The organism is Hyphomonas sp. BRH_c22, from assembly GCF_000961795.1.
Taxonomy (GTDB): domain Bacteria; phylum Pseudomonadota; class Alphaproteobacteria; order Caulobacterales; family Hyphomonadaceae; genus Hyphomonas.
In genome coordinates, this window is sequence record NZ_LADU01000066.1 from 1 (window position 1) to 24,909 (window position 24,909).

A 24,909-nucleotide genomic window follows, 5' to 3' on the forward strand; every position below is an offset into this window, starting at 1 on the left:
CGCAGCAGCGACGGCGCTGCACGGGCGCGGCGGCTGGCGCTGGCGGGGTTTTTCGCCGAGACATTGCTGGCCGCGGCGCCTGGCAAGGTGGCCAGCATCACTGAAGGCGGCAGCCGGTTCCTGGAGAATTCCGAGGCGCTGTTCGGAATCGCCTGATCGCTTGCTGGCGCGCAGCTGCGCCGATAAGAGGGACGTCTGACCCCTGCAATACCGGAAAGCCGCAAGATGGCGTGGACTAAGACCTATAGCGGCGCTGAGCCGATGCGCGTCAACAAGTGGCTGGCGACCGAGGGCGTGTGCTCGCGGCGCGAGGCCGATACGCTGATCGAGAAGGGCCTGGTCAAGATCGACGGCAATGTGTTGACCGAAGCCGGCTACAAAATCGAGGACGGCCAGACGCTGACCCTGACCGAGAAGGCGGCGCGGCGGCTGGATAACCAGCTGTCGCTGATGTTCCACAAGCCGGTGGGCATCGTGTCGGGCACGCCGGAAGCCGGCGAGATACCCGCTGTGCGCCTGATCACCGAGGAGAGCCTGTCGGGGCGGGCGCATGCCATTCCGGGCCGCAATAACCGGCTGGCTCCGCTCGGGCGGCTCGACAAGGATTCGCACGGCCTGCTGATCCTGTCCGAGGACGGCGTGCTGGCCAAGGCGCTGATCGGGCCGGAGAGTAAGCTGGAGAAGGAATATCACGTCAAGGTGCGCGGCGACGTGACGGAGGACAAGCTGACGAAGCTGCGCCACGGGCTGGAGCTGGACGGACGGCAGTTGCGGCCGGCGAGCGTGACGGTGATCAAGGGCAACGAACTGAAATTCATCCTGCGTGAGGGGCGTAACCGCCAGATCCGCCGGATGTGCGATCTGGTGGACCTGCGCGTGATTGACCTGATGCGGACCCGGATCGGCCCCCTGTCGCTGGCCGGGCTGCCTGAGGGGAAGTGGCGCCCGATCAGCGCGCGCGAGCGGGACGAATTGCTGCGCTGGGAAGCGCAGGGCTTTTCGGCTGAACCTGCGGCGCCGGTCGTGGTTGAGCGCAAGCGCCCGCTGCCTGCAGGCAAACGCCCGACCGGACCGGGCAAGAAGCCGGCGGGCAAACCGCGCGGCGACAGCCCGCCAGCCAAGCCGAAGCCGGCTGAAACCAAGTTCAAGCGCACCAAACTGGCCCCGCGCAAGCGGACCCCGATCAAATAGGCACTGACCCGGCGTGATGGCTCGACGCGCCTGACCCGTGGCATATGCTGGCGCATGGACGGATTCCAGACAAAAACGCCGAAACGGCCCAGGCTCGACTATCCCCACGGGGATGCGCGTCCCGCGCTCGCAGAAACGATCCAGGTGTCGCCGGGGATCGAATGGGTCAGCATGCCGCTCCCTTTCTCGCTCAAATTCATCAATCTCTGGCTGATCGATGATGGCGACGGCTGGACGATTGTCGACACCGGCATGCCGCTGAAGGAAACGCGGGATGCGTGGAAGCAGCTGCTGGATGCGCGCGTCACGCCGGACAAGCCGCTGAAGCGGGTGATGGTGACGCATATGCACCCCGATCATGTCGGGTGTGCAGGCTGGCTGTGCTACAAGTATGGTGCCGAACTGTGGATGAGCCGGCTGGAATATATCACCTGCCGGATGCTGGTGTCGGATACAGGACGCGAAGCGCCCAAGGCGGGAATCGCCTTCTACCGGCGCGCTGGCTGGGACGATGCACAGATCGAGAATTACAAGGAGCGGTTTGGCGGCTTCGGGCGCGGTGTGAGCCAGATGCCCGATGCGTTCGAGCGCCTTTCGGATGGCGACATGTTCCGCATGGCCGGACAGGGCTGGGAGGTGATCACCGGGAACGGGCATTCGCCTGAGCATTCATGCCTGTACTGCCCGGAACTGAATGTGCTGATTTCGGGCGACCAGCTGTTGCCGCGCATTTCGTCCAATGTGTCAGTGCACCCGACCGAGCCGAATGCGAACCCGCTGCTGGACTGGATGACGAGTTGCGAACGGCTGCTGGAGCGGCTGCCGGCGGACGTATTGGTGCTGCCGGCCCATAATGAGCCTTTCCGGGGCGCCCATGAACGGCTTGGTCACCTGATTGACGGTCACGAGACCGCCCTGTCGCGCCTCAAGGGCCGGATGCAGAAGGGGCCGCTGACGGTGATGGATACGTTTACGAGCCTGTTCGGCCGGGCGATCCAGCCGGACGAGGTGGGCATGGCCACCGGCGAAGCCATCGCGCACCTGAACTGCATGATTCACCGCGGCGAAGTCACTTCGGCCGTGGGTGAGGACGGAATCGCGCGCTACCGCCTGATCTGATGCCTGCCAGTTTGCCAGACAGTACGGGCCTTTTGCAGCGGCAAGGCGGATTTCAGCTTCGCAACTGAAGCGGCTTTCGTCTAAGAAGTCGGCTGACAACAGGCAGATCAGGTGAGCCCGCGATGGCACGAGATGGCGACAAGGCCGACAAGCACGAGGATGAAGACCTGACCTTCGCCGAAAAGGTGAAGCGTGAGTTGAGGGAATGGGGCGTGACGCTGGCTGTCTTCGTCCCGATCTTCATGATCTTTTCGGGCCTGTTCTACGAACAGCGGGTCATTCCATCCGAGAGCATGGTGCCGACGCTGGAAGTGGGCGACCGGGTGGCGGTGGCGAAATTTGCCTATGGTTATGACCGGTATTCCCTGCCTTTCAGTCTGGGACGTTACCTGCCGATTCCCGGAGGGCGCATCTTTGCGCGCGATCCCAAGTTCGGTGACGTGGTGGTGTTCGAGCACACACATACTGGCCGGGTGATGATCAAGCGGATCATGGGGCTGCCGGGCGATAAAATCCAGATGATCGGGGAAGAGGTTATCCGGAACGGAGAGCCGGTCGACAGCGAGTTCATCCGGACGCTCCGCTACAAGCCGCACAGTGAAAGCCGCAATGTCGTTGCGTTCGAGTGGCGCGAGACCGCTCCGGACGGCGCGACCTGGCTGACACACCGCCAGGAAAAGGGCGACCGGGGGGACAATACGGTCCTGTTCGAAGTGCCTGAAGGGCATCTGTTCCTGATGGGCGACAACCGGGACAACTCACTCGATAGCCGGTTCCTGTCCGGGCATTGTCCGCCGATTGACGGCGTCGTGGCGCGGGCCGGCTGTCCGCTCAGCGTCGAGTCGGACCGGGCGTCGGTGGGCTTTGTGCCGCTTGATCACCTGATCGGGCGGGCTGAAACGGTGATCATGACGCTGCACCGTTGCAAGCTGCAGGACGATGAGCCGTGCAAGAAGCGCGTTTGGCGCGGTCTGTAAGCCATATCCCCCGACACGCTGCCATGCGGGCGGACGATTGACGCCTTGCCGCATGGGGCCAACACCGCTAGTGGCAATTCCTGAACCGGGTTCACCGAGCCCAGTGTGCGTTTGAAGACAGGCTTTATGGCGATGCCAGACACGACATCGACAGGAACCCGGCGGGGCCCGATTGTGGTCTCGCGGCATGGCCGGCCCGTGCTCGACAGGACCGCCGGACCGCGTCTCGACTGGCGCGACTACAAGGACTGGTGGGACCGTTACGAGGAAAGTCCGCTGCGCGACGACCAGGAAGCGCCCGACGTGCTGAAGGAAATCGTGGCGGACGCAACGGTCGTGTTTGCATCGGCGCGTATCCGGGCCCAGGAAACCGCCCAGCGCGCCGCGCCGCACCTCGATGCGATCCATGACCCGGTCTTCAACGAGGCGCCATTGCCGCCGCCGCGTATCGTAGGCGTGCGGTACCTGCCGAAGACGTGGAATATTCTGGCGCGGGCTGCCTGGCTGAGCGGCCATTCGCTGGATGGGGAAAGCGTCTCCGAGGCGCGTGTCCGCGCGGCGCTTGCGGCTGAAAAACTGCACCAGGCATCCGAGGGCGAGAAGGTCTACCTGGCGGCCCATGGCTGGTTCAACCGGATGCTGCGGCCCGAGATCAAGAAGCTCGGCTGGCGATGCGTGCATGATGGTGGTGACAGCTACTGGAGCCACCGCATCTATGAATACACCGGCAAGTAACGGCTTAGAGGTTGTGGACGCCCGGCGGTCGCTCTAGAGTCGCTGCGTACGAACACGGGCGAACATGATGGCTGATGCAAAAGAAAAACCGGTCGACAAGATGAGCTTTGAGGAGGCGCTCGGCGAGCTGGAAGGCATCGTCAAGCAGCTGGAAGCGGGCGAAGTCGAGCTCGAAAAATCGATCACGATCTACGAGCGTGGCGCCGCGCTGAAGGCCCACTGCGAGTCGCGGCTGAAGTCTGCGGAACTGAAAGTCGAACAGATCGTCCAGGGTGCGGGCGGCGTGACGACCGAGCCGGCCGGCTTTGAATAGGGCCGATGACCCCATGGACGACGACGCCGACTTCGCGCTGCGCCTGAAGGAGGTTGCCGACAAGGTTACGGTCGCGCTCGATCAGCTGATCCCACCCGCGAGCGGCCCGGAAGCGAACCTGATGCGCGCGATGCGTCACGCTGCGCTCGCGAATGGCAAACGCATGCGTCCTTTCTTCCTGCTGGAAACCGGCGCCATGTTCGATGCTCCCGAGAAAAGCCTTTTGCGCACGGCAGCGGCGCTGGAATGCGTGCACACGTATTCGATGGTGCATGATGACCTGCCTTGCATGGACGATGATGACTTCCGGCGCGGCCAGCCGACGGTCCACAAGGCCTTCAACGAATCGACCGCCGTGCTGGCAGGCGACGCCCTGCTGACCCTCGCTTTCAAGATACTGGCGTCCAGCGAAACGCATGATGATGCGAGCGTGCGCACGATGCTGATCGAGCGGCTGGCAGATGCGGCTGGCGCGCGGGGCATGGTGGGCGGCCAGATGATCGACATGCTGGAGGAGGACAGCCCTCGCGACATCAACACGATTACGCGCATGCAGCGCCTCAAGACGGGCGCGCTGATTTCGTACGCGACCGAGGCGGCCGGCCTGATTGGCGGGGCGCGCGAGCCGGAGCGCAATGCGCTGGCCGGCTTTTCAAATGATCTCGGACTGGCCTATCAGATAGCCGACGACCTGCTGGATGCCACAGGCGACGAAAGCGAGGTCGGCAAGCCGCTGCGGACCGACCAAGGGGCCGGAAAAGCCAATTTTGTAACGCTTCTCGGGGTCGACGGGGCCCGGCAGCGTGTGCGGCTTCTGGCCGCTCAATCCAAGGAACACCTCGCTATCTTCCGCAATCGCGCCGATATTCTGCTGCAATCAGTCGATTTTGTATTGGATAGAACCCGTTAAACAGGGGCGAACCATAATATAACCGCAAGCAACCCGTATTCTGAAGGGTGCGCAAATACTCAAGGGTCCAAGGAAAGATGACCGAACACAGCCCGAACCGGCTACTGGATGCGATCAATTCGCCCGACGACCTGAAAGGGCGCTCGCGTGCCGAATTGAAACAGATCGCGCAGGAAGTCCGTGAGGAAGTCATCGATGTCGTGTCGGTTACGGGCGGACACCTCGGGTCCGGCCTGGGCGTGGTTGAACTGACCGTGGCCATTCACGCGGTCTTTGATGCACCGGACGACAAGCTGATCCTGGACGTGGGCCATCAGTGCTATCCGCACAAGATCCTGACCGGGCGCCGCGACCAGATGCGCACCCTGCGCCAGGGCGGCGGGCTGTCCGGCTTCACCAAGCGCGACGAGAGCGAATACGATCCGTTTGGCGCGGCGCACGCGTCGACGTCGATTTCGGCCGGTTTCGGCTTTGCCAAGTCGCGTGACCTGCAAGGCAAGAACAATAATGTCATCTGCCTGATCGGCGACGGCGCGATGACCGCCGGCATGGCCTATGAAGCGATGAACAATGCGGGCGCAGACAAGTCGCGCCTGATCGTCATCCTCAATGACAATGACATGTCGATTGCCCCGCCTGTTGGCGCGATGAGCAATTACCTGTCCAAGCTCGTGTCATCGCGGCCCTATCGCGGCCTGCGCCGGATTGCCAAGAAAGTGGTCAGCCCGATTGGCCTGGAGTCGCCCGCGCGCCGGGCCGAGGAATACCTGCGCGGTTTCGCCATGGGCGGCACGCTGTTCGAGGAACTGGGCTTCTACTATGTCGGCCCGATTGACGGACATGATCTCGATACACTGATCCCGATCCTTGAGAACGTGAAGGCCATGCGCGAAGGCCCGATCCTGATCCATGCCGTGACGCAGAAGGGCAAGGGCTATTCGCACGCCGAGAATTCTGCCGACAAGTATCACGGCGTATCCAAGTTCTCGGTTGTCACGGGCGAGCAGGCCAAGGCCAAGCCCAAGGCGCCCGCCTACCAGAAAGTGTTCGGCCAGACCCTCACCCGGCTTGCCGAGACGGACGACAAGATTTGCGTGATTACCGCAGCAATGCCGTCGGGCACGAGTGCCGATATTTTCGAGACGGCGTTCCCGGACCGGAGTTTTGATGTCGGCATCGCCGAACAGCATGCGGTGACTTTCGCGGCGGGGCTTGCGGCCGACGGCATGCGGCCGTTCGCGGCAATCTATTCGACCTTCCTGCAGCGCGGCTATGACCAGGTCGTGCATGATGTGGCCATCCAGCGGCTGCCGGTCCGCTTTGCGATTGACCGGGCGGGGCTGGTCGGTGCCGACGGGCCGACCCATGCAGGCAGTTTCGACATTGGCTATCTCGGCGCACTGCCGGGAATGGTGTGCATGGCGGCCTCCGATGAGCTGGAACTGGCGCGCATGGTCGTGACTGCCGCGCAGATTGATGACCGGCCAAGCGCCTTCCGCTATCCGCGCGGTGAAGGCGTTGGCGTGGAAATGCCCGACGTGATTGCGCCCCTGGACATCGGCAAGGGCCGCATCCTGCGCGAGGGCACCACGATTGCGCTGTTGTCCTATGGCACACGCCTGCACGAGGCGCTCAAGGCGGCCGAGATGCTGTCGGCGCAGGGCCTGTCCGTGACGGTCGCGGATGCGCGTTTTGCCAAGCCGCTGGATGCCGATCTGGTTGAGCGACTTGCCAGGGATCACGAAGTGCTGATCACGCTGGAAGAGGGCGCGACGGGTGGCTTTGGCAGTTTCGTGCTGGAGCATCTCGCGAAAGCCGGCGCGCTGGACCGCGGGCTCAAGATTCGCCCGATGACGCTGCCGGACGTGTTCCAGAACCAGGATACGCCCGAGGCCATGTATGAAGAGGCTGGCCTGACGGCACGGCACATAGCGGCGCGCGCCATCGAAGCGCTCGGACGCGGGGATATTGCCGAAATCGACCGTCTCGCCAGCGCATGACGGAAATGCAATTTGTTTGGAACGGCAGACCCGGAGTAGAGTCTGCTGCATGACAAAAAGATTGAATCTGTGGCTGGCCCTTATCATGGCGGCATTTCTCGCAGCCTGCGCCACGGCGCCCACAGGCATGGGCCCCGCATTCGACGCGGCATTGGTTGAAGCCAGCAGTGGCGGCAATCCCTACGCGGCCGATGATGCCCTGTCCAAACTGCTGGAGAACACGAGCCTCAGCGACGACGAGCGCGTGCGCGCCCTGTATGCGCGCGGCAGCTTGCGCCGGCAGGCTGGCGATGACCGCAAGGGCGCCGTCGAGGATTTCGGTGCGATGCTGAAACTGGCGCCTGAACATCCGCTCGCGTCCAATGCAAGAGAAGAGCTGGCTTTCGCGCAGACCGATGTCGAGACGATCGAAGCGGGCCTGGCGCGGCCGCTCAACCTGTCACAGTGGTTCAACAGTATGTGGGTGCTCGGCGCGCATGCCGAAGCGGCTGAGCGATACCGCAAGTCGGGCCTGAGCCCGAGCGAAACCGAACTCGCCAAGCTGGTTGCGGATGGCTTTGTCTGTGATGACAAGGGCGGCGAGGCCCCTGTCTACACGCTCGGCGATATGCGGCCTGACCTTGAACACAAGCACTGGTGTGCCCCGCCGGATGCCTGATATCCGGCGCATTGAAAGAAACACACTTTCTTCACAAATCCGCCCTGTCTCCGCACATGTTCTGCGGCTAGGAGTGGAGCGCTGACATAATCCCCCACACCCTGATGGAGTCCAAACAGATGATCCGCACCCCCCTCCTTGTTGCTGCTTCAGCCATGCTGCTGGCCGCCTGCGCCTCTGCACCGGAAACGGCAAAGATTCCAGGCGGCAGCGATACGACGGCCGCCGCAGCCATTCCGGATTCTGCCTTTGAACTGGCCATGCAGACTGTCGAAGGCCTTGTCGCAGCGGGCAATACCCAGGCGGCGTTGGACCGCCTGACCCAGTTGCTGGGAAGCCCGGCGCTGACGCGGGACGAGTATGCTGAAGCGCTGTTCCGCCGCGGTGAAATCCGGTTTGGTCCCGGCGGCTTTGATGCGCTGGGCGCCGTCGAGGACTTCGAGGAAGTCACGGATTCATATGGCGATACGTCCTGGTACACGGCTGCGCTGCCCATGCTGGATTCAGCGCGCGGGAAGGTGACGACCCTTGAGGCCCAGCTGTCGCAGCCCGAGACGAGCCGGCTGCAGAAGTTCAATTTCATGATGGAACTGGGCATGCACCAGGATGCCATTGACCTGATGATCGCCAATGACCTTTTGCCTGACAATGACGCGCTGATCGCGATGTATGATATCGGTTATCTCTGCGAGGATGACGCGCTGACCGGACGCGCCTACGAGGCCGTTGAACAGGACGGTACCCCGCGTACGCTGCGATTCTGCGATTTCGGAAAATAGGCCGTCTGCGACAACCTGCCCCCAAATGCCCCTTTGCGTTTGCAATGGGGCATTTTTTTGCCTGAATCAGCCTGTTTCCAACACAAGGGCCCTTTAATCCCCTCATGGGGCGTGGTTTCTGTGAATGAGCAAAAAACACCGGAGGAAACCGAATGCCCGCAGATACAGCCCCGCCCGCATGGCCCGTCATCTCGATTGCTGATGCCAATGCGGCCCTTGCTGGTCCTGGCTCTCCGCTGGAACTGGTCGATGGTGAAGTCGATGGCGTCAAGTTGAAGCTCTACGCCAATGCGCCGCCGACGATTCGGTCGATCCTGGAAATGGCGGCTGCCACATGGCCGGAGCGCGATTACATCGTCTACGAGGACGAGCGCGTGACATTCAGGGCGATGATGCTGGCAGTGCAGAATTTCGCCGCCGTCCTGCGCGACACCTATGGCATCAGGAAGGGTGACCGTGTTGCGATAATCATGCGTAACTATCCGCAATGGCCGGTGGCGTTCTTTGCCGCGTCCAGCCTGGGTGCGATTGCGACGCCGATGAACTCCTGGTGGACAGGTGAGGAACTTGAATACGGCCTGTCATTTGCCGGGGTGAAGCTAGCCGTTGTCGACGGGCAGATATTCGAACGCCTGCGCGACCACCTCAAAGACCTGCCTGAGCTCGAACATGTTGTCGTCGCCCGGGACAAGGGTGAGGAACACAATGATCCGCGCGTCGCCAGCCTTGAGCAATATATCGGTGAGGCGAACAGCTGGGGTAGCCTGAAGGAGATCGGCCTGCCGGACGTGGAACTATTGCCGGATGACGATGCCACGATCATGTACACGTCAGGCACGACCGGGAAGCCGAAGGGCGCCCTGGCGTCGCACCGGGCCGTGATCTCCAACATGTTCAACTCGTCGACCTGCCAGGCGCGCATGCTGCTGCGCCGCGGGGAAGCGATCCCCGAGCCGGATCCGAATGAGCAGGGCGGGACGCTGCTGGCGATTCCGTTCTTCCATGCGACGGGGGCGTTCGCGATACTGATCCCGTCCATGATGCGCGGCGACAAGATTGTTGCCATGTACAAATGGGATGCCGGTGAGGCCTTGCCGATCATCGAACGGGAACGGGTTACCTCCGTAGGCGGAGTGCCGGCGATTGCCTGGCAGCTGCTGGAGCATCCCGAGCGCGACCAGTATGACCTGTCCTCGATCAAGGCGATTTCCTATGGCGGCGCGCCGTCTGCACCGGAACTCGTATCGACGATCAAGAAGCGCTTCCCGGATGCGGCTCCCGGCAATGGCTGGGGCATGACGGAAACCTGTGCGACAGCGACGCTGAACATTGGCGAGGATTATGTGAACCGGCCGGACAGTGCCGGCGCGCCGCCAAACGCGGTTGAGCTGAAAGTGTGTGATCCGGACGGCAACACGCTGCCACAGGGGGAAGTGGGCGAGCTGTGGTGCAAGAGCCCGTCGAACTGCAAACGTTACTGGAACCGCCCGGAGGCGACCGCCGAGACATTCCGTGACGGCTGGGTCGTTACGGGCGACCTTGCGCGTATCGACGAGGAAGGTTTTCTCTACCTGGTCGACCGGGCCAAGGACATGCTGATCCGCGGCGGCGAGAACATCTATTGTATCGAAGTTGAGAGTGCATTGTACGACCATCCGGCCGTTATGGACGCGGCGGTCGTCGGCATTCCGCACAAGGTGCTTGGTGAGGAAGTTGGTGCGGTGGTGCAGCTGAAGCCTGGAAAGACGGTAACGCAGGATGAGCTGCGTGCGCACATCGCGAACCTGCTTGCGGCGTTCAAGGTGCCGGTTGAAATCCAGTTCCAGGACGAGCCGCTGCCGCGCAATGCCAATGGCAAGATCCTGAAGCCGGAACTGCGGGCAAGGTTCAAGGCGCGCACATGAGCGAGACGCCCGCCAGACCGGTTGCGTTCGAGACCCGCGAGACCGGCGAGGACGGGCGGCGCTTTTCGCCATCGGTGGCGCGTAATCGCGAGCCCATTCGTGACGTGTTCGCGGCGCATGTGGCGACCACGGGACTTGTGCTGGAGGTGGCGTCGGGCACAGGCGAACACGGCGCCTTCATCACGCAGGCGTTGCCGGGGATCGAGTGGACATATTCCGATATCGACCCTGCCAGCCTCGACAGCCAGCGGGCCTGGGTGAAGGCGGCCGGACATGACCGGCTGAAGGGCCCCCTGATGCTCGACGCGAGCCTTGCTGACTGGGGCGCAGCTGAATCGGCGCGGCCATGGGATGTGCTCGTTTCAATCAACATGATCCACATTGCGCCAATGGCGGCCGTTGAAGGCCTGTTCGCAGGTGCAGGGAGGCTGTTGCGTCCGGGAGGGAGATTGTTCCTTTACGGACCCTATGGACGCGAAGGCGCGATAGCACCATCCAATGCGCGCTTCAGTGAAGACCTGAAGCGGCGCAATCCGGAATGGGGCGTGCGCGACCTTGACCAGGAAGTGCTGCCGCTGGCCTCGCTCGCCGGCCTCGTCTTGCAGAACGTCGCCGAGATGCCCGCCAACAACCTGTCGGTCATTTTCGAGCGGGCATGAGACAAAAAGTTCGGGTGGACTTTCGGGCGCCGTCGTTTGAGAAAGGCAGCATGAAACAGATTCTGAGCCTTGCCTTCGTGGCGCTGCTGGCGGCCTGCCAGACGGCGCCGGTTGATACACCCATCGCCGACAGCCCGATTCCGGTGCCGCAAGCCGAGAGCGCCCCAGATGCGCCTCAGCCGATACCTGGCCAGCAATGGCTGTATGGCTCTGCCGAAGCCAGCGTGGCTATGCGGCAGGCCTGGGCGGGCATTGCGGGCTTTGTCGAGGCGAAGGCCGCGAGTGGGCCGAGCCATGGTGTTGTACTGGCACCGGGCAGCATGCCGGAGCAACCTTCATTCCTGGCTTGCGAAGGCAAGCCGCTGGCGGCCGTGTTCGACGCGGATGAGACCCTGATCTGGAATCTTGGCTCGATGGGCTATTTTACCCGCGCCGGCATCGGCTTCGATCCGGGTATCTGGGATGACTGGGAAAGGACGGGCGCTGGCAAGGCCGTGCCAGTTCCTGGCGCACTGGCCGGACTTGACCGTATTCGCGCGGCCGGTGTGACGGTGATCGTCAACACGAACCGGGCGGCTGTGAACGCGGCAGGGAGTGTGGATACGCTGCGCGAGGCAGGGATTGGCGACTTCACGCATGGCGAAACGCTGTTCCTGCAGGGTGATGCGCCGGATGGATCCGGCAAGGATGGCCGCCGGGCAATGATTGCAGGCAATTATTGCGTGGTTGCGCTGGTCGGTGACCAGCTGGGCGATATTGCCGACCCGTTCAATGACAAGTCATTGAGCGTAGCCGAGCGCAGGGCGCTCACGGAAGCACCTTCTGTCGCGGGCCTGTGGGGCAATGGCTGGTTCGTCCTGCCGAACCCGGTCTATGGGCCATCCATTCGCGGCGGATTTGACGATGTATTCCCGCCGGAAACGCACTGGGAGCCGACGCCACAGGCCGAAGCCGAGGTGATCAACTAGGCCTGATTGCTGCCGGCGAACTGCTCTGTCCACGCGGCGACCTGCTCGTCTTCGATCTTCTGGAACAGCACGTCTGGCGGCGCGATGGCGTGGCCGCGCGGCATGGCGTCAAGAAGGGCTGCATAATCGGTGCTGACGCCGAACTTCAGGGTACGGTTTTCTTCCGGAACGCCCAGCGCATCGAGAATTTTTGCACCTGTTTCCGGGATGATTGGCAAGGCGAGGATGCCGAACAGGGCAGCGAGGTTCAGGCCGGCGCGCACGCCGACAGCGGCGGCATCGACATCATTCTTGTACTTCACCCAGGGTTCAGCCTTGGTCAGGTATTCGTTGCCCGCGGCCCAGATCGCGCGCGTTTCGGCAGCGGCCTTGCGGAACTCCATGTCTTCGTAATAGCCGATCAGGCGGGGCAGGCGCTCAGCCAGTTCGGCCACCATCCAGGCTTCCGCCTCGCCCGGCTCGCCGGTTTCCGGCACTTTGCCGTCGAACTTGCTGGCGGCGTACTTGGTGATCCGGTTGACGAAATTGCCGAGCACGTTGGCGAGGTCTGAATTGACCGCCGCCTGGAAGCCTTCCCAGGTGAAGGCCGCGTCAGAGCCTTCCGGCGAGTTGGCGATAAGGTACCAGCGCCAATAGTCGGCCGGGAGCAGTTCCAGCGCCTGGTCCATGAAGACGCCGCGCTTGTTGCTGGTCGAGAACTTGCCGCCATACCAGGTGACCCAGTTGAACGCCTTGAGCTTGTCGACCGTCTTCCATGGCTCACCGCTGCCGAGCAGCGTGACGGGGAAGCTGACCGTGTGGAAGGCGACATTGTCCTTGCCCATGAACTGGACATATTCGGTCTCGTCGGCGCCCTTGTCGGTGCGCCAGAGGGCTTCCCAGTCGCCGCCTGTCGCTTCTGCCCATTCCTGCGTGGCGGAGATGTACCCGATTGGCGCGTCGAACCAGACATAGAAGACTTTGTCTTCGTAGCCGGGGCGCACCGCACCGTCCACGTCCAGCACTTTGACACCCCATGACAGGTCGCGCGTGATCGCGCGGGCAATCAGGCCCTCGTCGAGCCATTTGTTGGCAATCGAAACGGCGAGGCTCGGCCAGTTGGCGCCCTTGGTGTTGACCCATTGGCGAATGGTGTCCTGGGACTTCTCCTGCAACAGGTAGAGGTGGTTGGTGTCGCGGATCTCGATATTCTTGCTGCCCGAGACCGACGAATAGGGCGAGATCAGGTCCACGGGATCAAGCAGGCGGCCGCAATTATCGCACTGGTCGCCGCGCGCCTTTTCGAAGCCGCAATGCGGGCAGGTGCCCTCGACATAGCGGTCGGGCAGGAAGCGGCCGTCATCGACCGAATAGACCTGTTTCGAGGTGCGTTCCTCGATCAGGCCGCGCGCCTCCAGCGCCTGCGCGAAATGCTGCGTCATGGCGTGATTGGCCGGGCGCGAGGAGCGTCCGAACCAGTCGAACGACAGGTTGAAGCCCTCGCCAGCCTTGCGCTGGACGGCGTATTGCTCGTCGCAATATTGCTGAACCGGGATCTGCATGGCTTGCGCGGCGAGCTCCGCGGGGGTGCCGTGCTCATCCGTGGCACAGATATAGGTCACGTCGTGGCCCTGCAGGCGCATGACACGCGCATAGACATCTGCGGGCAGCATGGATCCGGCCAGGTTACCGAGGTGCTTGATGCCGTTGATATAGGGCAGGGCGGAGGTGATCAGGATGCGCCGGGGTCGCGTCATGGGGGGTGTTTTCTTTCCGGTTGAGGCTTTTTGAGGCATGATTCGGGCCGGTCGCCCGCTGGAACGGGACTTTTAAGCGGGGTGGGCCGGAAAAGAAAGAAACTTGGGAGGAATAAACATGCCAAGACTCAGTGGAGTGAACCTGCTGGGCGTGCTGCTGGCCGCCATAGTGATGTTCTTTGTCGGATTCGTTTTCTACGGAATGCTGTTTTCCGAGCAGTGGATGGCTGCACGCGGCTATACGGCCGACATGGCGGCAGATGCCAATCCGGCCTGGATGGCCGGCGGTTTCCTGATCGAACTCGTGCTGGCCTTCGGGCTCGGCTGGGTGCTGAAGCTGAAGGGTGCCAAGGGCCTCGGCGCCTGTGTTTCAACCGCCCTGATGCTGGCCGTGGTCGTGGTTTTGCCGGTCACAGCCTATGAATATGTCTATGGTTTGTACCATTCCCTGCCTGGCCTGATGGTCGACTGGGGGCATATGCTGGTCTCGATGGGGCTGGCAGGCGCCGTCCTGTCATTTTTCGACTAGGACCGCTCACAAAGAAAAGCCCCGGCCGGTCTCGAACCGGTCCGGGGCAGTGAGTTGGACGGAGGGGAGCGGTGAAGCACCCTCCATCCAGCCATCAGGGAGAGCTATTACAGGCCGTAGCCGGGCTCGGCCGTCAGCACGACGTCAACGCGGCGTGCGAGCGTGGCTTTCTGGCCAGCCGGAGTCGTTGTCACGGTCACCGGCGTGACATCTGTCTCGATATCGCCGGCGCGGATGCCGCGGGCGCTGAAGGCATTGAGGACTGCGGTGGCGCGGGCCTCTGAAATATGGCTCAGGCCTTCGTCCGTGTGGGCCTCCTCGGAGGTGACTTCAGCCTTGATTTCAGTCACGGCGCATCCGGCCAGCTGGTCGCTGGCGGCGTTCACGGCGCGCATGGAATAGGATGACAGCATCGTCTCATAGGCCGGGAAATAGATCGAAAGAGAGACGTCTTCGCAGCTCTTGGTGACGGGAATCGTGGCCGGTGTCGTCGGCGGCGGAGGCGGGACCTGGGCGAAAGCCGGCATCTGCATCAGGGCGGCGACACTCAAGCCTGCAAGAGCGATTATCGGGCGTTTCATGGGATATTCCTTCATGCACTTATCGTTATTGGTACTGGATCTACGCATGAAATGGGGCCGAAACGTGCAGGCGGCGTGGCGATTGGGGCCGTTGCAAGGTGATTGCAAGAAATCGTGAATCTGGCGGAACATGAAATTTTAGCGAGGCTGTGAAACGGCCATTGTATTTTTATGCTGCGCTGCAACATATGGTGCATGGACAATCGCGCCATCTATACGAGCCTGAAGACGGGCAAGCGCATATACCTGAGGCCGGTACGGCCGCAGGACAGCCTGCGCATACGCGACAGCATCGCCAATCTTTCAGATGAATCGCGCTATTTCCGTTTCTTTTCCGGCATGAAAAAGGTGCCTGATTCGGTCCTTGAGCGGCTGGTCGCGGTGGACGGCGTGGATCATATCGCCTGGGCAGCGCTGGACCTGGCCGAGCGTGACCTGCCGGCAGTGGGCGTTGTCAGGGCGGTCCGCATGCCTGGCACGCATAAGGCCGAACTCGCCATTGCGACGCTGGACGCCTATCACAATACAGGAATGGCGCGCATCCTGATGGCCACGATCGGATGCGACTGTGCCGAGGCGGGCATTCTAACGCTCGAAGCCCATGTCCTGGCTGAAAACAGGAAGGCGCGAAGCCTGTTCAAGGCGCTTGGCGGGACCTGCACCCAGTCGGACGGCGCCTACATGACCTATGCGTTTGATGTTGCCCGCATGAACGACCTGATTGCGGCCATGGACGGGCTGGACGGGCGGCGTGATGTGTTCGCCGCGTTCGACCGCTTTTCCGCCTATCAGCCGCGACTGGCCAGCTGAGCGGCGCCCACTGGAAACCCCTCTTGCGTCCCGGCGCCGATCGAAGTAGTCACACCCCTCCAGCCGCCGGTTTAGCTCAGCTGGTAGAGCATCTGATTTGTAATCAGAGGGTCGGGAGTTCGAGTCTCTCAACCGGCACCACTGGAAACAAGGACTTAGGGCTTCCTGATCCTTGTGACAGCAGCACCTCACAGCAACCAATCGCGGCCTTCACTTGTTGCAAGGCCGTGTATATTGCTGTCGGCTGCGAATTTCGGGGTTATCGGCATGCAGTTAGAGGACAGGATGCCGGATACCGGGATGACCGCGAGGCTTCTTGTGCTGGCCATCGGAGAGGCGCATCAATTATTCCATGTCCTCGGCCCCGCCTTGCACCTGCATCGCATGGGCATTCAGGTCAATTGCATGGTGTCGACGCACTGGCACGAGAAGATCATCTGGTCGTATGCGCCTGAACTTGGCCCGGGGATCATTCGATCGCCCGTGATGTTCAGAAATCAGCCATTGCATAAATGCCCCCCAAGGCTCCTGAATCTCCTGTTTGGCCTGCAGGCCGTCCTTGATTGCGATGCGATCCTGACGCCCGAGCGCACGTCAACGCTCTTGCGGCGGGTCCTGGGGAAGCGTTGCCCGAAACTGATCCACATTCCGCATGGTGCGGGAGATCGCGCCAAAAGCTACGATTCCCGCATTGGCATGTTCGACCTTGTTCTGGTTGCGGGCAGCAAGGATCGCGACATGCTTGTTCATCGCGGCATCGTTTCCGGCGAGAAGTGCCATGTGGTGGGCTATTGCAAGTTCGACCTGCTGCCTGTGGACGTGCCGGACTACTTTGATAATGAACTTCCGACCGTATTATACAATCCGCACTTCGATGACCGCCTGTCGTCCTGGCCGGCGTTCGGCGAGGCAATCATAAAGGCTTTCAGCCGAAATGCCGGGATGAACCTGATTTGTGCGCCGCATGTCCGGATGCGTGGCCGCTCACGGCAGTTGTTTGACCGTCTTGCGAGCCAGTATGCGGGCGCCGGCATGCGTTTCGACGGTGGCAGTCTCGATTCGATCAATATGAACTATACGCGGTATGCTGACATATACCTTGGTGATGTGAGCAGTCAGGTCTATGAATTCCTGCGTGTACCGAAGCCGTGCGTCTTTGCCAATGCGCATGCAGTGGACTGGCAGGCCGACGAGCATTACCGGCACTGGCACTATGGCGAAGTTGCAAACACGGCAGAAGAGGTCATGGCGCGGGTTGCATCGGCGATTGAGGATCATCAGGACTATGCACCGGCCCAGACGCAGGGTTTTGGTTCTGCAATTGAGGAAACGGCATCCTCTCCGTCCCGAAACGCTGCCTCAGCCATTCACGATTTCCTGAGCCGTGAATTGTATAAGGGTTAGCCAGGGCGCGCTGGAAAGGGCAGGGAACCAAGGGCTTCGAAATCCTTGACGGTATCGGCCTCAGCCCATGCCCGCCCCTTGAATCTCAGAAGGCTGTCTATCTCAGTCAGCTGACACCCGACAGTCTTCAGCCATGTCAGCTTTGCGCATCATGGACATCCAATCGAACGCGCAAGGATATTGCGGTGAATCTCGCTGGTGCCAGAATAGATCGTCGCTGCACGGGTTGCGAGATACTTCGCCTGGGCGAATTCGCTATGGGGCGCGGTTGTGAGCCCGATTTCAGTGATCGCCTGATGCAGCTCTGTCGCAAGCAGTTTCAGTGCCGACGTCGCTGGCGCTGGGGCGACAGCCACCATTCCTGCGGCTACCCGCCATTCAAATGCTTCGAACGCATCAATGCGTCGTTGCAGGTCCAGGAATTTCGCTTCTTCCTGAGGGCAGACGTCACCTGACTCAGCCGCCTCACGCTGCGCCGCCCGAAGTGCGCGACGGAGAACGCCCGTGGTCGTATTATTGGAACGCGCGATCGACATCAGTCGTTTCGCTGTTTTCCAGCCTTCGCCAATGTCACCGATCCGGTCAGAGACGGGCGTGCGAACCTTGTCGAAGAACACTTCGTTGGTTTCATGCTGACCGTCGATGAAGCGGATCGGACGGACATCAATGCCGGGCCGGTCCATCTCGACCAGAAGGAAAACCAGTCCCTCTCCGCCACGTGAGGACGGCACGTTGCGGGCGAGGAGAAACATGTGCGTCGCGTATTGGGCAAAGCTTGTCCACAGCTTGCTGCCTGAAAGCACAAAGTCATCGCCGTCCCGTTCTGCGCGCAGAGACAGCGCTGAAAGGTCTGAACCCGCCTGAGATTCTGAAAACCCCTGGCACCATTCATGTTCTCCGCTCAGGATGGCTGGCAGATAGCGTGCCTTTTGTGACGGCGAGCCTTCCTCGATTATCAGTGGACCAATCGTGCGAACACCCGATGACTGCAGGATCGGCGCATCACGCTCCGCACATGCGTTTTCAAAATAGAGCCGCTGCGCTGTACTCCAACCCGCCCCGCCATGTTTGACGGGCCAGGACGGGGCAAGCCAGCCACGCTGGAAAAGCTTGTCCCGCCAAGCGCCGCACGCGTCCGGTGCAGACTTCAGCCCCGTCGTCTCACGCCCGGCTTCGCGTAATGCTTCGGTGAGCGATTCATCAAGAAACGCCTCGACCTCGGATCTGAAGGCCTGATCGACCCTCTGGGTTTCGTCATCGTGGACCGCGATTGGTTGGGTCAATCCGTCGCCATACATTTCGGACTCCGTCAGTCTCGTAAGGCCGGACACTACCGCGCATGGTGCGGCTATCTGCAATAAGGGAAGATACGGGGTTATCCAGCCTGCCACGCTGGCCGGAAACAGCAAGCGCCGATTGATGACCCACCATATTTACGTTGGCCGGATGTTCTTGCGAGCTTAGGGTGCCCTATCAGAGACAGAGAGAGGCTTGTTACACAATGTCCGATCGTGCACCCCGTTCAGACCTTTCGACACATGTGGTTTCCAACCAGGTGAACCCCTTTGAGGATGTGAACCTGTTCGACACGGACCGGGCGCTTATCGGTGCCGTCACGGCGAATGGGGGCGCCAGTCACCTCGATGAACTGTCAGAATTTGGCGCACGGTGCGGATCGGCTGAAGTGCAGGTCCAGGCCCGGCAAGCCAACCGAAACGCGCCGGAGTTGCGAGCGTTTGACCGTTTCGGTCACCGCCTCGACGAGGTTGAATTTCACCCAGCCTATCACGCGTTGATGAAGCTCGGGCTCGATTCCGGCATATCGGCGGGCGCCTGGCTCAAACCCGGATCCGGGCATGTATTACATGGCGCGATGATGATCCTGATGGGACAGGCTGAACCGGGCGTGACCTGTCCGATGTCCATGACCTATTCCAGCGTAGCCGCGCTGCGGGCTGATCGGGATCTGGCCGACATATGGATCCCCCGCGTCAAGTCCAGCCGTTACGATCCCCGTGTGATTCCGGCAGACGAGAAGCATGGCGTCACGATAGGGATGGCCATGACAGAAAAGCAGGGTGGTTCTGATGTTCGCGCGAACACGACCCGGGCCATTCCTGATGGAGACGGCGCATACTTGCTGACCGGTCACAAATGGTTTTGTTCCGCGCCCATGAGTGATGCGTTCCTGACGCTGGCATACTCGGATCAGGGGATGACGTGCTTCCTTGTTCCGCGCTGGCGGCCGGACGGCGAACGCAACGCAATACATATCATGCGGCTCAAGGACAAGCTTGGCGACAAGTCGAATGCGTCCTCGGAAATCGAATATCATGGCGCATGGGCCCGGCCGCTTGGAGAACCCGGACGTGGTGTGCGGACCATCATCGATATGGTGCAGCATACGCGTTATGATTGCGTGCTTGGCTCGGCAGGCGGCATGAGGGCGGCGCTGGTCCAGGCGCTGTGGCATGGGTCGCAGCGCCGGGTGTTTCAGAAAACGCTGATAGATCAACCTGCAATGCGCGGAGTCCTGGCAGACCTGGTCATCGAATGCGAAGCGGCGACCGCGTTGGCGTTGAGGCTTGGCAGAAGTCTGGATCGCGCAGGGAGTGACGACCAGGAAGCTGCATTCGTTCGGCTGGCCACCCCGATTGCCAAGTACTGGATCTGCAAACGTCAACCCGGCTTTGTCTATGAGGCACTCGAATGCCTCGGTGGCGCAGGTTATGTCGAGGAAGGCCCGATGCCGCGTCTGTTCCGTCAATCGCCGCTGAATGCCATATGGGAGGGATCAGGCAATGTCATCGCATTGGACATTTTGCGCGCGCTTGCACGCGAACCGTCCAGTCTCGAGGCGGTCATGGCGGAGCTCGCCCCGGTCCGCAGAGAGAACAGATCACTTGAGCAGCACTGCGCCAGATTGGAAGCTTTTGCGCGCCCAGGCGGACTGCATGAAGGCGCGGCGCGGAGCTTCGCTCAATGTGCCGCTCTGGCGCTGCAAGCGGCGGCCCTCTTCCAGTCGGCTCCCGATTTCGTTTTCGAGGCGTTTTGCCGTCAGCGCCTGGCCACGGACCGTTCGGGGTTTCTTTATGGCGACATGTGTGATGGCGTCGATCAGCAGCGGCTGATCGGGCGCGCCATGCCTGATCGCCAGGCACCTGGAAGGGTTGGATGAACGACCTTATGCCCCGTTCACAATCAGCCGGAACCAGTGAATAAGCAGGCGCGCCGCAACGTAAAGGATCAGTATGGCTGTCAATCGCTTGATGATCCCGGGTTTGAGCCCGTATCCGGCAAGCCATGTGCCTGCCTGGCCGCCGATCAGTACAGCCAGGGGCAGAGGCCAGTAGGGCAGGGCAAGGGACAAGAGGGCCGTACCGTGCAGCTTCATCACTTGCCCGGCAAGTCCCGAGAGAGAGTTGGCCAGAATGAAGAGGCTGCAGGCTGCAGCGATCTGGCGCGGCCCTCCCCATTTCATCATGTAGAGTACGGGGGCGAGAAAAATTCCACCGCCAATGCCGACCAGACCTGAGAGAAAACCGATCCCCGCTCCGGCGATGCCTGACGACACATACTGACTGCCGGCCGGATCAGCTGAATCGTGGACGATTGATTTTTCCAGTGCGAGGCGCAGGCCGGATAGCAGAAGCGCAAGCCCGAGCAGGCCGACAAAAGCGGTTTCGGAGATCAGCAGCCTCCCACCAAACCAGGCCATCGGGATGGAGGTCACGAGAAAGGGGAGGAGCCGGCGAAGCGACAAATGGCCGGAACGCGAGAACCGCCAGACGCCTCCGCTGACGACGATGATATTGCAAACCAGTGCGATCATCGGGAGAATGCGATAATCCGTGCCATTCAGCACAAGCAGGGCATTATAGGTCGATCCGCCGCCAAAGCCGACACTGGCATAGAGTATTGCGGTTATCAGGAACGCCGCAACGAGCAGGAAAGGCATGGGCGTGCATCCGGACTGACGTGTTCATCTTCATATATCTGCCGTCGCGGGGCGGGCCTAGTGCCGATGTCTGGCCGGTCTGCCGCAAAAAACACCTTCACGCATGATGAATGTCATACGCAGGCCCGGTTTCAGCACCTAGGGGTGGTAAAAACCGGATGCCAGCCTGATCAGCCGGGAAATCGAAAGACTGGTGTCTATTGTCTTGGGTATCCTTTCGGAAACGGCCGCCGTGACAGGTGATAGAGTGAGCGTATGAAGATCAGTTTCTTTGGAAAAATATCGGATCCGATTGGCAAGACACTGGAAATCGCCTTTCCGGAATCCGGCATGAGCGTTGCTGATATTCGCCAGGTCATCGCGCAAGCGTGCAGGACAGACATGATTCTGGACAAGACAATTCGGGCCGCCGTCAATGATGAGGTCGTTCTGGAAAACCATATCGTCATGCCGGGAGATGACGTGATTTTCATGAGCGCCCTGTCGGGCGGATAGGAACGGTAACCATGCTTGACATGACCATAGCCCGAGCCTTGCATGTCCTGGCTGTCGTCCACTGGATTGGCGGCGTGTCTTTCGTGACGCTGGTGCTGCTGCCTGGTGTTCGGCGTCTCGCGGCACCGGACAATCAGGCCGACCTGTTCGCGCGCGTGGAATCGGCCTTTTTCTGGCAAGCCAGGCTTTCAGTGACACTGGCGGGATTGACCGGTTTCTACATGACCCACCGCCTGGCAGCCTGGGGCCGTTTCTTTGACCCTGGTTTCTGGTGGATGCATGCGATGGTGGCAATCTGGCTGGTCTTCACGCTGGTCCTGTTCGTCCTGGAACCCCTCTTTCTGCACCGATGGTTCGCGGCGGGTGTCGCTGTCGATCCTGCCAGAACACTGGACAGGGTCCAGACGGGCCATATTGTCTTGCTGATTGCCAGCCTTGTTGCAGTCGGTGCAGCCGTTCTGGGCGCGCATGGTGCATTATGGTAAGCAAGCAACCGGGAACCGGTACGGTCAGCGCAATCCTGGCCATGGAGGCGTTCGATGCATCTGATGCACTCGCGCGAATTTCGAAATCAGCTGAGGGCGCAGGGGCTATCGTCTCCTTTCAGGGCGTCATGCGTCCGGAAACCAAGGCGGGGGAACCGCTGGACCGGCTGGTACTGGAATGGCATCCGCGCATGACGGAAATATCGCTGCGCCGGATCGCAGAGGCTGGCGCCGACCGGTTTGCAACGCGCGCAGTAGCCGTGGTGCATCGCTGCGGCGATATCCTGCCAGGCGAAACCATCGTGCTTGTCGCTGTCGCAAGCGACCACCGGCGTGACGCCTTCCTGGCTGCAGATTATATTATGGACCGACTGAAGACTGACGCGGTGTTCTGGAAGCGCGAAGTCGGCACGTTTGGTTCCAGATGGATCGAGCCCACGCAAAGAGATCAACAAGACAGGACGAGATGGAACAATGACCAAGGCCAGGATTGATGACACGCTCGAATTCTATCCGCTCAATCTCGCGGTTCTGACCGTATCGGACACGCGTGACGAAACGACGGACACTTCCGGTGGCCTGTTGGCCGAGCGGGCAAGTGCCGCCGGCCATGTCATTGCTGACCGTCAAATTGTGAAAGATGAGGTGAACGCGATCCGTGAAACCGTGGCGCGTTGGGTAGCTGATCCAGGGATCGACGTCATTCTCACGACAGGCGGCACGGGCTTTTCGCCGCGCGACGTGACACCTGAAGCGATCCGCCCCCTGTTCTCCAGGGAAATGGATGGCTTCTCCACCGTGTTTCACCATGTCAGCATGGGCACAGTGGGGATTTCCACTTTGCAGTCACGCGCCTTTGCCGGACAGGCAGGCGAGACGTTCATCTTCTGTGTGCCCGGCTCGACAGGCGCGTGCCGTGATGCCTGGGATCATGTTTTCGCGTTCGAACTGAACAGCCGGTACAGGCCTTGTTCGCTGGTCGGGCAGATCGCGCGCTACCGCGGAATCTGCCCATGACCCGGCTCACGCATCTCGATGAGGATGGCCGTGTTCATATGGTCGATGTGGGTGACAAGGCCGTATCTGCGCGATCTGCCGTTGCGCATGGGCAGGTGCGGTGCCTTCCGGAAACCCTCCTGCTGGTTCGGGAGGGCCGGGCGCCAAAGGGAGCGGTCATTACAACAGCGGAACTCGCCGGCATCATGGCGGCCAAGAAAACCCATGATCTCATTCCACTCTGTCACCCGTTGCCCCTCAGCAAGGTTTCCGTGACGATAAGGCTTGACGATGCCTTGCCCGGTTTCAGGCTTGAAGCCGAGGCGCGCACGTCAGGCCAGACCGGGGTGGAGATGGAGGCGCTCACCGCAGTCAGTGTCGCCTGCCTGACCCTTTATGACATGCTGAAGGCCGTTGATCGCGGCATGGTGATCGAAGCGATCCGTCTGATGACAAAAAGCGGGGGAAAGTCCGGCGACTGGATCGCAGGGGATGATGCGTCATGATCAGTTTCCAGGAGGCCATTGCGAGGATTACCGCGCTCGCCTCCCCACTGGGATCGGAGCGCCTGCCGCTTGAACAAGCGGCAGGCCGGATCCTCACGGCGCCTGTTGTCGCGCGCTTCAATATGCCGGCACAGGACGTCTCAGCCATGGATGGCTATGCGGTGCGGGACGCAGACACAAAGGCCATTCCCTTCAGCCTGCCCATACACGGGGAATCCTTTGCCGGATCGGATCCGTCCATCGTGCTGAAGCCCGGCACGACCTGCCGCATCTTCACAGGCGCGCCTGTGCCAGAAGGTGCAGACAGGGTGATCGTGCAGGAAAACATCGAACGGGACGGCGACGTTGCGCGTATCGTCGGTCCCTATGGTCCGGGGCGGCATATTCGCAGGGCCGGGTCTGATTTCCGGGAGGGAGATATCCTGCTTCCGGCCGGGCACAGGCTGGACTGGCGATCCATGACGACGGCGGCGGCGGCCGACAGGGCGGAAGTGGATGTTTACCGCGCACCGCGCCTGGTCATACTTGCGACTGGCGACGAACTGGCCGCGCCGGGGCAGGCGCATGAGCGCGTGGGTGCCATACCGGAAAGCATTTCCTTCGGCCTTCGAGCCTTTGCACAAGATAGAGGCGTAACCGTTTTGCGATCGCTTCGTCTGGCAGATGATCCCGCGCTATTGATTCCGGCAGCGACCTCTGCGCTGGAAGATGCCGACCTCGTCATTGTGATCGGCGGTGCATCAGTTGGCGAAAAGGATTTTTCCCGACTCATGTTTGGCAAGACACTTGACTATGTGTTTCCGAAAGTGGCGATCAAGCCGGGCAAGCCTGTGTGGCTGGCCAGGGTGGGGTCGCGACTGGTACTCGGCCTGCCGGGCAATCCCACCTCGGCGCTTGTGACAGCTCGGCTGTTCCTCGCACCACTCCTGGCGGGTCTGTCTGGCGGAGATCCGTCAGGCGCGCTCGTTTTCAGAACGTGCCCTTGCCTCGACGCGCTGCCAGAGACCGGCGATCGGGAAACTTTTCTCCGGGCCCGGCGGAATGAAGCAGGTATTATGCTTGCCGCCTCACAGGACTCTTCGAGCCAGAGGGCACTTGCCTTCAGTGATGTGCTGATCCGTCGTCAGGCAGGCGCGCCGGCTACTCAACCCGGCGCGGATGTAACAATACTTGATTTTTGATCCTTATCTGCCTGC

At 61.3% G+C, this 24,909-nt stretch carries 26 protein-coding genes and 1 tRNA gene; 23 read left to right on the forward strand and 4 right to left on the reverse strand.

Going from position 1 to position 24,909, the window contains the following annotated elements:
• Positions 1–225: 225 nt before the first annotated feature.
• From VR74_RS08470 to VR74_RS08525, 12 genes are all read left to right on the forward strand, one after another.
• Positions 226–1,191 (forward strand): pseudouridine synthase, encoded by a 966-nt coding sequence (locus VR74_RS08470; protein ID WP_299949916.1) that lies wholly within the window; start codon positions 226–228, stop codon positions 1,189–1,191.
• 54 nt (positions 1,192–1,245) lie between these two features.
• Entirely contained in the window at positions 1,246–2,310 is a 1,065-nt protein-coding gene (locus VR74_RS08475) for an MBL fold metallo-hydrolase (RefSeq protein ID WP_045695894.1), read from the forward strand.
• 122 nt (positions 2,311–2,432) lie between these two features.
• Complete coding sequence (gene lepB / locus VR74_RS08480; protein ID WP_299949918.1) at positions 2,433–3,287, forward strand: signal peptidase I; 855 nt, start codon at positions 2,433–2,435, stop codon at positions 3,285–3,287.
• 126 nt (positions 3,288–3,413) lie between these two features.
• Positions 3,414–4,022: a histidine phosphatase family protein gene (locus VR74_RS08485; RefSeq protein WP_045695895.1), complete on the forward strand. Its 609-nt coding sequence runs from the start codon at positions 3,414–3,416 to the stop codon at positions 4,020–4,022.
• Positions 4,023–4,089: 67 nt separating this feature from the next.
• The gene (locus VR74_RS08490) at positions 4,090–4,335 is read left to right on the forward strand and encodes an exodeoxyribonuclease VII small subunit (protein ID WP_045695896.1); all 246 of its coding nucleotides are present in this window, start codon (positions 4,090–4,092) and stop codon (positions 4,333–4,335) included.
• A 13-nt stretch (positions 4,336–4,348) separates the two neighbouring features.
• The gene (locus tag VR74_RS08495) at positions 4,349–5,245 is read left to right on the forward strand and encodes a polyprenyl synthetase family protein (protein WP_045695898.1); all 897 of its coding nucleotides are present in this window, start codon (positions 4,349–4,351) and stop codon (positions 5,243–5,245) included.
• Positions 5,246–5,322: 77 nt separating this feature from the next.
• Entirely contained in the window at positions 5,323–7,245 is a 1,923-nt protein-coding gene (dxs, locus tag VR74_RS08500; RefSeq protein ID WP_045695900.1) for a 1-deoxy-D-xylulose-5-phosphate synthase, read from the forward strand.
• 49 nt (positions 7,246–7,294) lie between these two features.
• The gene (locus tag VR74_RS08505; protein WP_045695901.1) at positions 7,295–7,903 is read left to right on the forward strand and encodes a hypothetical protein; all 609 of its coding nucleotides are present in this window, start codon (positions 7,295–7,297) and stop codon (positions 7,901–7,903) included.
• Between the two features lie 119 nt (positions 7,904–8,022).
• Positions 8,023–8,682, forward strand: a complete 660-nt coding sequence (locus VR74_RS08510; protein ID WP_299949921.1) for a hypothetical protein — start codon at positions 8,023–8,025, stop codon at positions 8,680–8,682.
• A gap of 152 nt (positions 8,683–8,834) precedes the next feature.
• Positions 8,835–10,586: a class I adenylate-forming enzyme family protein gene (locus tag VR74_RS08515; RefSeq protein ID WP_045695904.1), complete on the forward strand. Its 1,752-nt coding sequence runs from the start codon at positions 8,835–8,837 to the stop codon at positions 10,584–10,586.
• Positions 10,583–11,245: a DUF938 domain-containing protein gene (locus VR74_RS08520; RefSeq protein ID WP_045695905.1), complete on the forward strand. Its 663-nt coding sequence runs from the start codon at positions 10,583–10,585 to the stop codon at positions 11,243–11,245. Before VR74_RS08515 ends, VR74_RS08520 begins: the two co-directional genes overlap by 4 nt.
• 50 nt (positions 11,246–11,295) lie before the next feature.
• Positions 11,296–12,213, forward strand: a complete 918-nt coding sequence (locus tag VR74_RS08525) for an HAD family acid phosphatase (protein WP_045695907.1) — start codon at positions 11,296–11,298, stop codon at positions 12,211–12,213.
• Here VR74_RS08525 and metG read toward each other — a convergent pair.
• Entirely contained in the window at positions 12,210–13,949 is a 1,740-nt protein-coding gene (gene metG / locus VR74_RS08530) for a methionine--tRNA ligase (RefSeq protein WP_045695908.1), read from the reverse strand. The two genes, VR74_RS08525 and metG, sit on opposite strands and share 4 nt — an antisense overlap.
• A 118-nt stretch (positions 13,950–14,067) precedes the next feature.
• On the opposite strand from metG, the gene VR74_RS08535 reads away from it, so the two are divergent.
• On the forward strand, positions 14,068–14,478 hold the full coding sequence (locus tag VR74_RS08535) for a DUF1761 domain-containing protein (RefSeq protein ID WP_299949923.1): 411 nt from the start codon (positions 14,068–14,070) through the stop codon (positions 14,476–14,478).
• A gap of 107 nt (positions 14,479–14,585) precedes the next feature.
• Here VR74_RS08535 and VR74_RS08540 read toward each other — a convergent pair whose 3' ends face one another.
• Positions 14,586–15,059 (reverse strand): hypothetical protein, encoded by a 474-nt coding sequence (locus tag VR74_RS08540; protein ID WP_045695911.1) that lies wholly within the window; start codon positions 15,057–15,059, stop codon positions 14,586–14,588.
• 195 nt (positions 15,060–15,254) lie between these two features.
• On the opposite strand from VR74_RS08540, the gene VR74_RS08545 reads away from it, so the two are divergent.
• The 3 genes from VR74_RS08545 to VR74_RS08555 all read left to right on the forward strand — a co-directional run bounded on the left by VR74_RS08545 (position 15,255) and on the right by VR74_RS08555 (position 17,273).
• Entirely contained in the window at positions 15,255–15,869 is a 615-nt protein-coding gene (locus VR74_RS08545) for a GNAT family N-acetyltransferase (protein ID WP_045695962.1), read from the forward strand.
• Positions 15,870–15,934: 65 nt separating this feature from the next.
• Positions 15,935–16,010: transfer RNA gene (locus VR74_RS08550), tRNA-Thr, on the forward strand.
• 159 nt (positions 16,011–16,169) lie between these two features.
• Entirely contained in the window at positions 16,170–17,273 is a 1,104-nt protein-coding gene (locus VR74_RS08555; protein WP_299949925.1) for a hypothetical protein, read from the forward strand.
• Positions 17,274–17,422: 149 nt separating this feature from the next.
• On the opposite strand, the gene VR74_RS08560 is transcribed toward VR74_RS08555, so the two are convergent.
• A complete protein-coding gene (locus tag VR74_RS08560; protein ID WP_299949928.1) occupies positions 17,423–18,556 on the reverse strand; it encodes an acyl-CoA dehydrogenase family protein in 1,134 nt (377 codons plus the stop codon).
• Positions 18,557–18,774: 218 nt separating this feature from the next.
• Between VR74_RS08560 and VR74_RS08565 the strand changes: the two genes are divergently transcribed.
• Entirely contained in the window at positions 18,775–20,451 is a 1,677-nt protein-coding gene (locus VR74_RS08565) for an acyl-CoA dehydrogenase family protein (protein ID WP_045695912.1), read from the forward strand.
• Positions 20,452–20,457: 6 nt separating this feature from the next.
• Here VR74_RS08565 and VR74_RS08570 read toward each other — a convergent pair whose 3' ends face one another.
• Positions 20,458–21,231 carry a sulfite exporter TauE/SafE family protein gene (locus VR74_RS08570; protein ID WP_045695914.1) on the reverse strand — a complete coding sequence of 258 codons (774 nt, stop codon included), beginning with the start codon at positions 21,229–21,231 and terminating at the stop codon, positions 20,458–20,460.
• Positions 21,232–21,486: 255 nt separating this feature from the next.
• Between VR74_RS08570 and VR74_RS08575 the strand changes: the two genes are divergently transcribed.
• The 6 genes from VR74_RS08575 to VR74_RS08600 are packed head-to-tail and all read left to right on the forward strand — an operon-like array spanning position 21,487 to position 24,894.
• Positions 21,487–21,726: a MoaD/ThiS family protein gene (locus VR74_RS08575; RefSeq protein ID WP_045695915.1), complete on the forward strand. Its 240-nt coding sequence runs from the start codon at positions 21,487–21,489 to the stop codon at positions 21,724–21,726.
• 11 nt (positions 21,727–21,737) lie between these two features.
• The gene (locus VR74_RS08580) at positions 21,738–22,211 is read left to right on the forward strand and encodes a membrane protein (protein WP_045695916.1); all 474 of its coding nucleotides are present in this window, start codon (positions 21,738–21,740) and stop codon (positions 22,209–22,211) included.
• Positions 22,205–22,705 (forward strand): molybdenum cofactor biosynthesis protein MoaE, encoded by a 501-nt coding sequence (locus VR74_RS08585; RefSeq protein ID WP_299949930.1) that lies wholly within the window; start codon positions 22,205–22,207, stop codon positions 22,703–22,705. The genes VR74_RS08580 and VR74_RS08585 overlap by 7 nt, the downstream gene beginning before the upstream one ends.
• Positions 22,686–23,228: a molybdenum cofactor biosynthesis protein B gene (gene moaB / locus VR74_RS08590; RefSeq protein ID WP_045695918.1), complete on the forward strand. Its 543-nt coding sequence runs from the start codon at positions 22,686–22,688 to the stop codon at positions 23,226–23,228. The genes VR74_RS08585 and moaB overlap by 20 nt, the downstream gene beginning before the upstream one ends.
• Positions 23,225–23,713, forward strand: coding sequence for a cyclic pyranopterin monophosphate synthase MoaC (gene moaC / locus VR74_RS08595; protein WP_045695919.1), 489 nt, complete (start codon positions 23,225–23,227; stop codon positions 23,711–23,713). Before moaB ends, moaC begins: the two co-directional genes overlap by 4 nt.
• Positions 23,710–24,894 (forward strand): molybdopterin molybdotransferase MoeA, encoded by a 1,185-nt coding sequence (locus VR74_RS08600; RefSeq protein WP_045695920.1) that lies wholly within the window; start codon positions 23,710–23,712, stop codon positions 24,892–24,894. Before moaC ends, VR74_RS08600 begins: the two co-directional genes overlap by 4 nt.
• Positions 24,895–24,909 lie beyond the last annotated feature (15 nt).